Here is an 11,762-nt window from a genome sequence, read left to right on the forward strand (position 1 = left end):
CTGTCCGTCCCTCCCCGGCCCCCGCCGCCGGCAGGCGGCCGGGGCTCAGGGCCGGGGTGTCGGGCCCTGGAGGTGCTTGCTGATCCACTCCATGGGGCCCATGCCCATGCCCCGGACGTATGTCTCGGCGGTGTGGCGGCCGCCCGGTATCTCCGTCAGATGGGTATGGACGGGGCCCTTGTTGCCGTAGGTGCCGATGAATCCCTTGACTCCGTCGATGGTGATCGGGTGCTCCGCGGTGCCGTACTGGAAGGCCAGGTAGACGTCGGGGCCCTTGGTGTCGATGAGGTGCTGCGCGAGCTTCTGCGGGTTGTTGGCCTGCCGCTCGGCCTCGTGGCCCTTCCAGTGGGGCGAGTCGGGGACGATGTCGGGGCCGGAGGCGATGACCGCCTTGAACTTGTCCGGGTGCTGCAGGACGGTCTTCAGCCCGGCGAAGCCGCCGCTGGAGGAGCCCATGAACGCCCACCCGTCGCGGGCCTTCAGGGTACGGAAATTGGCGCGGACGAAATTCGGGACGTCCTCCGCGAGCCAGGTGCCCATCTTGGGGCGGCCGGGGATGTCACTGCCGTCGTGGTAGTCCTCCTTCCGGTCGGTGCCCGGGTTGAGGACCGGCATCACCACGATGAACGGCTGGACCTTGCCCTCCTGGGACCACTTCGCGATGGAGGACTGCAGCTTGAGGTTGGCGCCGATCCAGTAGTTCCCGCTGGCCCCGGGCCCGCCCGGCAGGGCGACCAGCACCGGGAATCCACTCTTCCGGTACTGCGGCTCCTTGTACTGCTTGGGGGCCCAGACCCATACCTTCCCGGTGAAACCCGACTTCGCGCCGTGCAGCGTGGTCTTCGCGATGACGGTGCCGTCCGCCAGCCTGCTCTCCTCCCGCAGATCGGCGGCCGGTCCCGTGGGCATCAGGGTCTCCGGCGCCTCGTCGGCCGGAGAGGGCGCGGCATCGGCCTGGCGCGCGGTGCCGGGCTTGTCGTCGCTGAAGGTGACCGGCTCGCCCTTGGTGGACAGCAGGCCGGTGTAGTGCAGGACCGGCCAGGATATGAGGCCCAGGCCGAGCACGACGACCGCCGCTATCCACCAGGGTCTGGCGCGGCGGCGCGGCGCTCGGTCGGGATGGGGAGGATAGGACATCAGGAGCTCCGTGGCTGAATGCTGAATCGGGTGGTGGCGCCCTCGGTACGGGCGTGGTGGGGACGGAAACAGCGGCCCCGCACCCGATGGCACGTCAGCGGCGCGAGCGGAATCGTACGTGACGTGCGGCCGTCATCCGCAACGCGGTCCGTGAAGCCGCAGCACGTCGCCCCGGAGCACCCTCCGGATCACCCGATCGGGACCTCGCGGCTCTCCGCTCCCACCGACGGCAGGTAGCGCGGTGCCCGCCAGGCGTTCAGCCGGTGTTCGACCGCGGCGCCCAGTGCCAGCAGCCGGGCGTCCTGGTGGTCACCGGCCATCAGGAGCACACCGACGGGCAGCTCGCCGACGGATCCGGCGGGCACGGACAGCGACGGGTAGCCGGCCACGGCCGCGGGGGTGGAGGAGGGGATCACGTCGTTGTCGCCCCGTGCGCAGTCGGTCGTCCAGGCGGGCGGGTTCGTCGGGGAGGCGATGGCGTCCAGGCGGTGGGCGGCCATGGTCTCGTCGATGGAGCGCCGGGAGAGGTCCGCCAGTTCCGCTCGCCTCGCCCGGTGTTCCGGGCTGGTGGTGGGAGGCGCGGAGAGGGCCTGTTCGAACAGCTCCTGGCCGGCGAAGCAGGTGTGTTCCGCCGGGTGGGTACGGTTGAACTCGATCAGTGCGGCGAGGTCGCGCGGCCCCTGGCGGGTGGCGAGGTACCGGTCGATGTCGCGGTGGAACTCGCTCAGCAGCGCCGGGAACTCCAGCTGGGCGAGTCGCTCCTGGTACGGGGGCGTCACCTCGACGACCTCGGCTCCCGCGCCGCGCAGCCTCTCGGCCGTGCGGGTCATCAGGGCGTCCACCCGCGGCCCGAGCGAGGGCAGACGCCACAGGCCGATCCGCCGGCCCCGCAGACCGTCGGGGTATGTCGCCCGGTCCACCGCCGACGGCTTCGGCGTCGTGTCACCGCTGAGCACCGAGAGGGTGAGCGCGACGTCGATGACGTTGCGGGCCATGGGGCCGGCGGTGTCCTGTTCGGCGGAGATCGGCACGACACCGGCTCGGCTGACGAGTCCGAGACTGGGCTTGTGTCCGACGACCCCGTTCATCCCGGCCGGGCACACGATGGAGCCGTCGGTCTCGGTGCCGATCGCCACCTGCGCCAGCGACGCGGCGAGCGCGGCGGCGGATCCGGAGGACGATCCGCACGGGTTCCGGTCCAGTACGTACGGGTTGTTGGTCTGCCCGCCCACCGCCGACCATCCGGAGGTCGGCTTCGCGGCCCGGAAGTTCGCCCATTCGGACAGGTTGGTCTTGCCCAGGATCACCGCCCCCGCGTCCCGCAGCCTGGTCACCAGTGCGGCGTCGGCGGCCGGGGGCGGTCCGGCCAGCGCCAGCGAACCGGCCGTGGTCGGCAGGTCGCGGGTGCCGATGTTGTCCTTCAGCAGGACGGGGATGCCGTCGAGCGGGCCGCGGGTCCCGCCGCGACGGTGTCTGGCGTCACTGGCTGCCGCCTGGCGCAGGGCGGTCGGGTCGGTGCGCAGGACGGCTCCGATCCTGGGATTGATCGTCTCGATCCGCCGCAGGTAGGCGGTGGTCAGCGCGGAGGAGGTCAGCGAACCGTCCGCCATGCGGCGCTGCAGCTCCGGGATGGTCGCCGTATCGAGATCGATCCCCAGGGCGCCCCGGGGCGAACCGGCTGCCGGCGGGCCGCCGTTGCCCGGCTCCCCGGCCTGCGCGCGCGGAGCCGGGGCGCCCGTCAGTAAGGACCCTGCCACGAGAGTCACGATCAGTGCGGTAGTGCTCCTCTTCCCCATGGGGATCAGGGCACTACATGCCCGTGTCCGGCGCAAGGGCGCCGTCAGCGGGAACGGATCGTGCTCGGCTTCGCTGCCGTCAGCAGGGCCGGGCAGAACGCGCGGTGAGGCCGAGCCCCGGCGTGTACGAACCCGAGGGGAGGACGACGGGCTGTCCGGCGTAGGACGGGCGTGGGTAGAGGCACCAGCTCTGCCCGGTCTGGTTCTTGGCGCTGCGCACGGGCGGGTTCAGGTGGGGGTCGGCGAACTGGACCATTCTCGTCGTGCCGTCGGCGTTGGGCTGCGTCCACGTGCACAGACCGATGACGTGCGGGCAGATCGGGATCCGCGCCTCGGTCCGGTCCTGTCCTCGCGCCGTGGTGGCCGGCGACAGGACCGACGCTCCCAGGGCCGCGCCGGCGATCGCGGACATCACTGCTTTCCTCGTTGCAGGCTTCATCCCGCCTCCTTGCTCCTCCCGGCGGTGGGGCCGCCGTCCGGCGGTTGGCCTTTCCGCCACGAACCGCCGGTAAACGGTGAAGCCACTCGAATGGACGCGGTGCTCTCACTCTCCGGGGCCGGCGGCCGTCCTGGCGGTCAGGAGGGCGTGTGCGGCGCGCAGGGTCGTGGCGGCGCGCAGGTCGTCCTCGGTCAGGTGGACGCCGTACTGCTCCTCCAGGACGACCTGCATCTCCAGTGCCAGCAGGGAGTCCGCGCCCAGGTCCTCGACGAAGCGGGCGTCGTCGGTGACCTCCTCGACGTCGAGTTCGAGGGTCTCGGCGACGGTCGCGCGCAGCTTCTCCAGGTCGATGGCGCTGTCGGGGTTCATCGTTCCTCCGGTTCCGGTTCGGTGGGGCTGTGGGGGCGTACGAGCGTCAGCGCGCAGGCGCCGTCGGGGCCGGCGGTGGCCACGAGGCGGGGCGGGCCGGGGCGGACGAGGGCGTGGACGACGTGCAGGAGCGGCAGGAGGGTGCCGGCGCCGGCCGGTAGGAGGCGGGTGCGGGCGCCCAGCAGGCGGAGCTGCGCGGCGAGGGTGGTGCCCACCGGGCAGGGGTCGGTGATCAGGCGGACGGGCGGGGGCGCGTCGTGGTCGTCGGGTGCGAGGACCCGGGCGAGGGCGTCGCCGACCGTCCGCCGGGCGCGGTCCGGCGGGGCGTCGGGGGGAAGGAAGAAGGCGGCGGTGCGGCAGGTGCCGTAGCCGGTGGTGCCGCGTGCGGCGGCCGCGTCGGGGGGTTCGAGGACGAGCACGGCCGCGCCGGCCTCGGAGGCGGTGTGGCCGGGGGTGTGCCGGGGCAGCGGGGCCTCGGTGGATCCGGCGAGGAGCAGGTCCGCGCGGCCGGCGGCGACGGCCCGCGCCCCGGCGTGCAGTGCTTCCAGGCCCGCGGTGCGGGGTGTGGTCAGGGTGAGGTTCCAGCCCTTGATCCCGTGGTCCATGGCGGCCCGCCCGGCGAGGGTGTTGATGGAGAAGTACGGGGCGGTCGCGGGGCCGAGCCGGCCGGCGCCGGGGCCGGTGACCGTCTCGTCTATGGCGTCGATGAGGGCGGCGATCCCGTTGTTGGTGCCGATGGCCATGGCGCGTCGTGCTTCGGGGACGAGCGGCAGGGGGTCGGCGGCGTCGGCGAGTGCCCGGCGGGTGGCGGCGAGCAGGTGGCGGCAGGAGGGCGGGACGTACTTGTAGCCGCGGGGGCCCAGTTCGGCGGCGACGTCGAACCAGGCGTCGGTGGGGTCGGGTGGCGGGTGTCCGTCCAGGTCGAGCCGGGCCGGGTCGCAGCCCCTGGGGGAGACGACGCCGATGCCGGTCGCCACCAGCGCGCCGGCGGTCACGCGGCGGGTCCTTCCAGGACCAGTGACACGTTGTTCCCTCCGAACGCGAAGGCGTTGACCATGACATGGCGGCCTGTCAGCGGTACGGGGCCGTCCTGCGGAAGGCTCACGGGGCACAGCGGGTCCTGGTCGGCGCCGAGCGGCACGTTGGGGGGCACGACGCGGTGGCGGAGGACGAGCGCGGCGGTGAGGACGCCCAGCGCTCCGGCCGCCCCGGCGGTGTGGCCGATGAGCGCCTTGAGGCTGTAGAGGGGCAGCCGTTGCCGGTGGTCGCCGAAGACGGCGCCGATGGCCTCGCTCTCGACCACGTCGTTGAGGCGGGTTCCGGTGCCGTGGGGCACGAGGCAGCCCACCGACCCGGGCGGTGCGCCGGCCTCGGCGAGCGCGTCCGTCATGGCGCGGCGGATCTGGACGCCGTCCGGGTCCGGGGCGGTGAGGTGGTGGGCGTCGCAGCTCCAGCCGGAGCCGGCCAGCACGGCGTAGGGGCGTGGCGCGCCGCGCGCGTGGGCGTGTCCGGCCGACTCCAGGACGAGGACGGCGGCGCCCTCGCCGAAGACCGTGCCGCCGCGCTCGCGGTGGAAGGGGCGGCAGGCGTGGGGGTCGACGGCGTTCATGCGGTTGAAGCAGCCGAGCGCGACCCTGCTGTAGGCCTCGGCGCCGCCGGCCACCACGACGTCGGCCTCGCCGGAGCGGATCATGTCCGCCGCCATGCCCAGGGCGAAGCCGCCGGCCGCGCAGGCGTTGCTGACGCTCGTCGCGCCGCCGCAGGCGCCGAGTTCGGCGGCGACCGCGGAGGCGACCGTGAAGGCCGGTGCGTACGGGCGGCCGGGGTCCAGGGGCCGCTCCCAGTGGTCGGCGTTGCCGCCTCCGGTGCCGATGACCACCGGGGAGCGGGCCAGCTGCCGGTGGTCCAGCCCGGCGTCGGCGACGGCCTCCCGGGCCGCCGTCAGGGCCAGCCGGGTGGCCCGCCCCTGGGGTCCGGGCGGTGCGGGGGCCGTGTGGATCAGCGGCAGCGGCATCCGGGCTCCGGGGTCGTCGGCGCGCCGGGGCCGGCTGTCCGGGGCGGCGCGCAGGGCCCGCCACATGGCCGTCACCCCCGTGCCGAGGCAGGAGACGGCTCCCGCTCCGGTGATCAGGACCTGCGTCATCCTTCTCCTTCTGGTGTGGCCTCGGGTGGTGCGACGGTGAGCAGGACGGCGGCCGCGGCGTCGTCGGCGGGGCCGCCTCCCGCGACGGCCAGGGCGGTGGGCGGTACGCCGGGCGGGTGGCCGGCGGCGAGCCAGGCCGTGGCGGCGACGCACTGGAGCACCCCGAAGGCGCCCGAGGCGGGCGGGAGGACGCGTCCCAGGTCGAGGACCGCGTGGTGGGGCGGTGAGGGGGCGCCGGGCGGGTGGCCGGCCGGGGGCAGCCACAGGCCGGTCCCTTCGGTCGCGCCCGCCTGTTCGGCCGCCGCCGTCACGTCCCGGCGCCGGGACCGGCCGGTGACCGTCGCGAGCGGGCGGCGACCGCGTTCGGCCGCGGCGTCCGCCGATTCCAGGACGAGCGCGGCCGCGCCGTCCAGCAGCCGGCCTCCGTCGTTCCCTGCGGCCAGGTGCCGCACCACCGGGTCGGCGGGTTCCGTTCCGGCCACGAGCACGCGGCGCGCCCGGCCCGCGGCGATGGCGGACGCGGCCCAGCCGACGGCGTCGAGTCCGGAGGTCGCGCCGTTGCACAGCATGAGGTTGACGCCGTGGAGCCCGAAGCGGATGGCGAGGCCGGACGCGACGGCATTGCTGCAGGCATTGGGCAGGTCCATGACCCTCAGCCCCGCCGAGCCCGCCCGGCCGACCGTCTCGGCCGCCCGGCAGACCGTCTCCAGGCTGCCCAGGTTGGAGCTGGCCACGGTGCCCGTCGTGGAGCCGGGCACCGTGAGCGAGCCGTCCACGAGGAGTCCGGCGTCGGTCAGTGCCGCCTCCCCCGCGGAGAGCGCGAGCAGCGTCGCCCGGTCCTTGAAGCGCGCCTGGCGGCCGGACGGCAACCGCTCCGGGCCGACCCGGCCGTCGGCGTCACCATGCCGGGCCGTCAGCAGGCCCGCCGCGTCGCGTATTCCGGGCAGCACTATGCCCGTTCCGGTGACCACGACGGCCGTGCGGCGGGGCGTCACGCGGCCTTCCCCAGGATCGCGACGGCGTTGACGCCGCCGAAGCCGAAGGCGTTCACCTGGGCGGTGACCGGTCCGGCGCCCCGCACCCGTTCGCCCGTGCTGAACCGCAGGCCGGCCGCCGCGTCGATCGGCTCGCTCAGGCCGACGGCGGGCGGCACCCGCCCGGTGCGCAGGCATTCGGTGGCGACGACGGTGCCCAGCAGCCCCGAGCAGCCCGAGGTGTGCCCGGTCATCCCCTCCACCGCGGTGACCAGCGGACTGCCGTCCCCCGGCCCGAACACCTCGGCCAGCGCCTGGGCCTCGGCCCGGTCGTTGAGGGGCGAGCCGGTCGCCTGCGCGTGGACGAGGTCGACGTCCCCCGCCGTGATCCCGGCCTGGCGGTGCGCCTGCCGTTGCGCGGCCACCAGCCCGGCCGCGTCGGGGGCGGTGACATGGCGGGCGTCGCAGTGGAGGCCGACTGAGCGGAGTACCGAACGGGCCTCGGCCGCTCCCGGGCCGGGCCTGCTCAGCACCACGGCCGCCGCGGCCTCGCCCAGCAACTGGCCGGCGCTGTCGCGGTCGAAGGGGCGTACCTCGCGCGGGGTCGCGGTCTGCGCCCGGTCGAGCAGCCCGTACATGCTCGCGGTGATGGTGTCGGCCCCGGCGACCACCACCGTGTCCGCCCGGTCGGCCGCGAGCAGGTCGGCGGCCAGGGCCAGCGCGTACAGGGACGCGGAGCAGGCGCCGGCGAAGGTGTGGGTGTCGCAGGCTCCGAAGCGTTCCCGGAGGGCGCCGCCGAAGTGCAGGTCCGGCAGGGTGCCGGTGGCGCCGTCCAGCCAGTGCCGTTCCGCCGCGCGCAGTTCGCGCAGGCCGGTGCCGACCAGGACCGGCACGTCGGACAGGTCCTCGGGCAGCGCCGCCTGCCCGAGCGCTTCGGCGACGGCCAGGCAGAGCCAGGCCGCCGGGCCCCGCCGGTGGCCGTCGATCTCGAAGGCGTGCCGGGTCCGCAGCCGGGCGGTGCCGAAGGCGCGCAGTTCGCCCCGGCCGCCGCGGGCGGCGCACAGGGCCTCGAAGACCTCGGCGGTGCCCGTGCCGACGCTGGTCACCAGGCCGGTCCCGGTGATGTGCCACGGCCGCGCGGAGTGGTTCATCCCTTCCGCCAGGAGGCGGCGACCCGGTCGGCCAGTCCGCGGATCGTGGGCGGGTCGCCGAACGAGGCCGGGAGGGAGCGGCCCAGCGCGGTGCCGAGGGTGGCGACGACGTCGATGAGGATCAGCGAGTCGGCCCCCAGGTGGAAGAGGTCGTCGTCCACTCCGGGCGGCTGCCGGTCGTCCGTCTCGAGGAGGCGGGCGACCTGGTGGCGCAGGAACTCCTGGAGGATCGCACCGCGTTCGGCGTCGCCGGCCTCCTCGACCCGGCGGCGCAGGTCGTCCCGGGGCGCCGGCGGGAGCGTTCCGGGGCGCCGGGACGGGGGGTCCACCCAGTGGCGGGCACGCTCGTACGGGTAGGTGGGCAGCGGCACCCGGCGCCGCCGGGAAGGGGTGTACCAGGCCGGCCAGTCGACGTCGGCGCCGTGCGTCCAGGCCCGGCCCACGATGTCCAGCAGCGTCTGCGTGGCCGGCCGGCCGCCGTCACCGGACAGGTCGAACCGGAGGGGGACCAGTCCGGCGTCCTTCAGCAGCGCGGCCGTCGACTGCCGGTCCTCCGCCGCCGGGCCCGGCCGGGTCCAGGTGGCCGGGTCGGCGGCCAGGTGCGGCTGCAGCCAGCCGTCACCCAGGCTCACCGGCACCTCGGGCTCCGCGTACGCGGTGGCCGTGGTGCGGCCGGTGACGAGGGCCGGTGCGTCGTCCGGCCCGAACACCCCGGCCAGGCACCCGGCGACGATGCGGCCCGTCCCCGAGCCGACGACGGCGGCGGGCCGTACGCCCCACTCCCGGCACACGCGTGCCAGCGCGTAGGGGACGACGAACGCGGCCGCCGCGTGCGCCGCGCCCTCAGCCACCAGGGGCGCGGGATCCACGCCCAGCGTCGCCGCCCATCCGTCCACGGCCTCGCGGAACGCCCGCAGTTCCCGGTAGAGCTCCCCGGCTCCGGTGACGCGGGCTGTGTCCGGAAGTACGAAGGCGAACCCGGCCGGGGGGTCCTCGCGCTGTCCGGTCCGTACCCGGCCCGGGTCGAGGACCGCCAGGGCGAGCGCCGCGTCCCGCGTGCCGGAGCAGACCACCGCCCTGCGGTGGGCGTGGTGCCGGCGGCCCGCCGCCAGCGTGTGCGCCACGGCCGTCAGGTCGAGGGCGGGGCGGCGGCGCAGGTGGCGGGCGAGTTCGCCGGTGGCGCGGGCCAGGGCCTCGGGGGTGCGGGCCGAGACCAGCAGGAGTTCGGCGCCGCGCGGCCGCGGCGCGGGCGGCGCGGCCGGCGGCTCCTCGAGGACCACATGGGCGTTGGTGCCCCCGATCCCGAACGAGCTGACCCCGGCCCGCCGGGGCCCGGACCCGCCCGGCCATTCGGCGCGTTCGGTGCCGACGCGGAACGGGCCGGCCGCGAAGTCGATGTCCGGGTTGGGGGAACGGAAGTGGAGGCTTGGCACCAGGGTGCGGTGCCGGAGCATCAGGGCCGTCTTGATCAGGCCCGCCATGCCCGCCGCCGCGTCCAGGTGGCCGATGTTGGTCTTGACCGAGCCGAGCACCGTGCGCCCCGGCCCGGTCGGCCCGAAGGCCCGGTTGAGAGCGGCCACTTCGACGGGGTCGCCCAGCGGGGTGCCGGTGCCGTGTGCCTCGACGTAGCCGATCGTGCCGGGCGGGCAGCCGGCGATCCGCTGGGCTTCCCGGATCACCGCGGCCTGGCCCTCGACGCCTGGCGCGGTGTAACCGGCCTTGGTACCCCCGTCGTTGTTGACGGCCGTCCCCTTGATCACGGCGTGCACGGTGTCGCCGTCCGCGACGGCCTCCGCCAGTGGTTTGAGGACGACGACGCCGGTGCCACTGCCGATCACGGTGCCCCGCGCGTCGGCGTCGAACGCCCGGCAGTGGCCGTCCGGGGAGAAGATCATCCCCTCCTGGTACAGGTGCCCCTCGTCCTGCGGCATCCGCAGATGCACCGCCCCCGCCAGGGCCATGCCGCACTCGCCCGCGAGCAGACTCAGGCACGCCAGGTGCACGGCGACCAGCGACGTGGAGCAGGCGGTGTTGACGCTGATGCCGGGGCCGCGCAGGTCGAGCTTGTAGGCCACGCGGGTGGCCAGGAAGTCCTTGTCGTTGGCGAGCATGAGGCGGTAGCGGCCGAGCGACGAGCCGCCCGCGTACCGGTCGGCGAGGTTGCCCGGCAGATAGGTGTTCATCCCCGCGCCGGCGAAGACACCGATCTGGCCGGGGTGGGTGCCCGGGTCGTACCCGGCGTCCTCCAGCGCGGCCAGGGCGCACTCCAGGAAGTGCCGGTGCTGGGGATCGAGCGTCTCGGCCTCGTCCTCGGGGATCCCGAAGTGGACCGCGTCGAACAGCTCCACCCCGGGCACGCTCTGGCTCGCCCGCACATGGCCGGGCCGGGCCAGCTCGGCCGGGTCCACTCCGGCGGCGAGCAGTTCCTCCTCGGTGCGGAACCGCACGGTCTCCCGGCCCTCGCGCAGGACGTCCCAGAAGGCGTCCACGGTCTCGGCACCGGGAAAGCGGCAGGCCATTCCGATGATCGCGACGTCGCAGTCCGTCATGCTCGCGCTCCACTGCTCCGAAGGGTGATGCCCAGGCCGGCCGCGGTCTTCCGCATGCCGAGAAATTCCCGGGCGAGGAACCGGGCCGCGTCCTCACTCGCGTCCAGTCGCGTGAAGAGGTCGACGAGTTCGCTTTCGTGGGCCGCGGGATCGCCGCGATCGGCCGCGATCTCGAGAACGACCTTCTTCAACCGCTCCTCGATCCACGGAAGGTCCGCGGCGCGGGGAAAGCTGATGCTGAAGGTCGAGCGGTCGTGGTTCTCGTCACGCCGTACCGCGCGCCGGTGGCTGGCGGCGTTGAGCTTGTAGAACATGCAGTCCCAGTTGGTGAACGAGTAATAGTTCAGCAAGGGGAAAAGGGTGCAGTGCGTTTCCAGCGGCGAGGAGGCGTACAGGCCCTTCTCCTTGAGTTCGGCGACGATGCGGTCCGGGTCGTAGGCGTAGCGCATGGCGATGAAAGGGAAGACGATCCGGGGAAGTTCGCCGTCCTCGGCGAACAGCAGCTGCTCCAGTTCGCTCCGGAAGGACTCCCCGGTCAGCCGCGCGCCGAAGGCCCGGTAGAAGCCGCGGACGATTTCGCGCGTGTCGGATTCCATGGTGAGGATCTGCTGCGGATCCGCGCACAGCACGATGTAGGGGATCCGGTGGCGGTAGGCATGGAGAACGGCCCGGATGACGAAGAAGGTGCGGCACGAGACGCACGGCAGCTTCTCGTCGAGGTACTTCCCCGGCTTCTCGGGCGTGCGGTTGAAGACCTCCCGCATCACCGCCTTGATGCCGTCGTCGTCGGAGTCGGTCATGAAGGTCGCGGGAATCCGCTCCCGGGCCAGCTTGATGTTCCCGGCGGCGTGCGTGCTCTCGAAGGGGACGTCGAAGGTGTACGCGAGCACGCGCTTTCCGTATTCGTTGACGAACTTGTCCAGCATGTAGGTGCTGTCCTTGCCGCCGCTGTACATGAACAGGCAGTCGTAGTCGCCGTCGGGGGCCGGACCGCCGCGGGTGAACTCCTCGAAGACGCGGCGGGTGTACACGAAGTTCTCCAGCAGGTCGCCCGCGGCGTCGAGGGTGCACAGGCTGCACACCCCGTCGTCGCCGAGGGTGACCCCCGGGTGGGTGTCCTTCAGGGAGCAGACGGTGCATATGGGCATGGCGGTCTTCTCCTTCCGTGGCCCATCGGTTCGTGGCACATGGGCAGCCGGTCGTC

10 protein-coding genes are annotated in these 11,762 nt (G+C 74.1%); all 10 read right to left on the reverse strand.

From position 1 onward, the window contains the following. Window positions 1–45: 45 nt before the first annotated feature. The 10 genes from ACIG36_RS15860 to ACIG36_RS15905 all read right to left on the reverse strand — a co-directional run bounded on the left by ACIG36_RS15860 (window position 46) and on the right by ACIG36_RS15905 (window position 11,706). The gene (locus tag ACIG36_RS15860; RefSeq protein WP_399927204.1) at window positions 46–1,137 is read right to left on the reverse strand and encodes an alpha/beta hydrolase; all 1,092 of its coding nucleotides are present in this window, start codon (window positions 1,135–1,137) and stop codon (window positions 46–48) included. Window positions 1,138–1,325: 188 nt separating this feature from the next. Further along, window positions 1,326–2,933 carry an amidase family protein gene (locus ACIG36_RS15865; protein WP_399927207.1) on the reverse strand — a complete coding sequence of 536 codons (1,608 nt, stop codon included), beginning with the start codon at window positions 2,931–2,933 and terminating at the stop codon, window positions 1,326–1,328. A 79-nt stretch (window positions 2,934–3,012) separates the two neighbouring features. Next, window positions 3,013–3,372, reverse strand: coding sequence for a peptidase inhibitor family I36 protein (locus ACIG36_RS15870; protein WP_399927209.1), 360 nt, complete (start codon window positions 3,370–3,372; stop codon window positions 3,013–3,015). 105 nt (window positions 3,373–3,477) lie between these two features. Further along, a complete protein-coding gene (locus tag ACIG36_RS15875; protein WP_399927210.1) occupies window positions 3,478–3,741 on the reverse strand; it encodes an acyl carrier protein in 264 nt (87 codons plus the stop codon). Beyond that, window positions 3,738–4,736, reverse strand: a complete 999-nt coding sequence (locus tag ACIG36_RS15880; protein ID WP_399927213.1) for a beta-ketoacyl synthase N-terminal-like domain-containing protein — start codon at window positions 4,734–4,736, stop codon at window positions 3,738–3,740. Before ACIG36_RS15880 ends, ACIG36_RS15875 begins: the two co-directional genes overlap by 4 nt. After that, window positions 4,733–5,884 (reverse strand): beta-ketoacyl-[acyl-carrier-protein] synthase family protein, encoded by a 1,152-nt coding sequence (locus ACIG36_RS15885; RefSeq protein ID WP_399927215.1) that lies wholly within the window; start codon window positions 5,882–5,884, stop codon window positions 4,733–4,735. The genes ACIG36_RS15880 and ACIG36_RS15885 overlap by 4 nt, the downstream gene beginning before the upstream one ends. Beyond that, window positions 5,881–6,879 (reverse strand): beta-ketoacyl synthase N-terminal-like domain-containing protein, encoded by a 999-nt coding sequence (locus ACIG36_RS15890; protein ID WP_399927217.1) that lies wholly within the window; start codon window positions 6,877–6,879, stop codon window positions 5,881–5,883. Before ACIG36_RS15890 ends, ACIG36_RS15885 begins: the two co-directional genes overlap by 4 nt. Further along, the gene (locus ACIG36_RS15895; protein WP_399927219.1) at window positions 6,876–8,009 is read right to left on the reverse strand and encodes a beta-ketoacyl synthase N-terminal-like domain-containing protein; all 1,134 of its coding nucleotides are present in this window, start codon (window positions 8,007–8,009) and stop codon (window positions 6,876–6,878) included. Before ACIG36_RS15895 ends, ACIG36_RS15890 begins: the two co-directional genes overlap by 4 nt. Then, window positions 8,006–10,558: a type I polyketide synthase gene (locus tag ACIG36_RS15900; RefSeq protein WP_399927221.1), complete on the reverse strand. Its 2,553-nt coding sequence runs from the start codon at window positions 10,556–10,558 to the stop codon at window positions 8,006–8,008. The genes ACIG36_RS15895 and ACIG36_RS15900 overlap by 4 nt, the downstream gene beginning before the upstream one ends. Continuing rightward, complete coding sequence (locus tag ACIG36_RS15905; protein WP_399927224.1) at window positions 10,555–11,706, reverse strand: OzmP; 1,152 nt, start codon at window positions 11,704–11,706, stop codon at window positions 10,555–10,557. Before ACIG36_RS15905 ends, ACIG36_RS15900 begins: the two co-directional genes overlap by 4 nt. Window positions 11,707–11,762 lie beyond the last annotated feature (56 nt).

Source organism: Streptomyces sp. NPDC053048, assembly GCF_044547045.1.
Classification (GTDB): domain Bacteria; phylum Actinomycetota; class Actinomycetes; order Streptomycetales; family Streptomycetaceae; genus Streptomyces.

What these genes read in the sequence shown, in the direction of transcription:
- ACIG36_RS15860 (WP_399927204.1), bottom strand. Translation starts at nt 1,137, where the DNA reads ATGTCCTATCCTCCCCATCCCGACCGAGCGCCGCGCCGCCGCGCCAGA.
- ACIG36_RS15865 (WP_399927207.1), bottom strand. Translation starts at nt 2,933, where the DNA reads ATGGGGAAGAGGAGCACTACCGCACTGATCGTGACTCTCGTGGCAGGG.
- ACIG36_RS15870 (WP_399927209.1), bottom strand. Translation starts at nt 3,372, where the DNA reads ATGAAGCCTGCAACGAGGAAAGCAGTGATGTCCGCGATCGCCGGCGCG.
- ACIG36_RS15875 (WP_399927210.1), bottom strand. Translation starts at nt 3,741, where the DNA reads ATGAACCCCGACAGCGCCATCGACCTGGAGAAGCTGCGCGCGACCGTC.
- ACIG36_RS15885 (WP_399927215.1), bottom strand. Translation starts at nt 5,884, where the DNA reads ATGACGCAGGTCCTGATCACCGGAGCGGGAGCCGTCTCCTGCCTCGGC.
- ACIG36_RS15895 (WP_399927219.1), bottom strand. Translation starts at nt 8,009, where the DNA reads ATGAACCACTCCGCGCGGCCGTGGCACATCACCGGGACCGGCCTGGTG.
- ACIG36_RS15900 (WP_399927221.1), bottom strand. Translation starts at nt 10,558, where the DNA reads ATGACGGACTGCGACGTCGCGATCATCGGAATGGCCTGCCGCTTTCCC.
- ACIG36_RS15905 (WP_399927224.1), bottom strand. Translation starts at nt 11,706, where the DNA reads ATGCCCATATGCACCGTCTGCTCCCTGAAGGACACCCACCCGGGGGTC.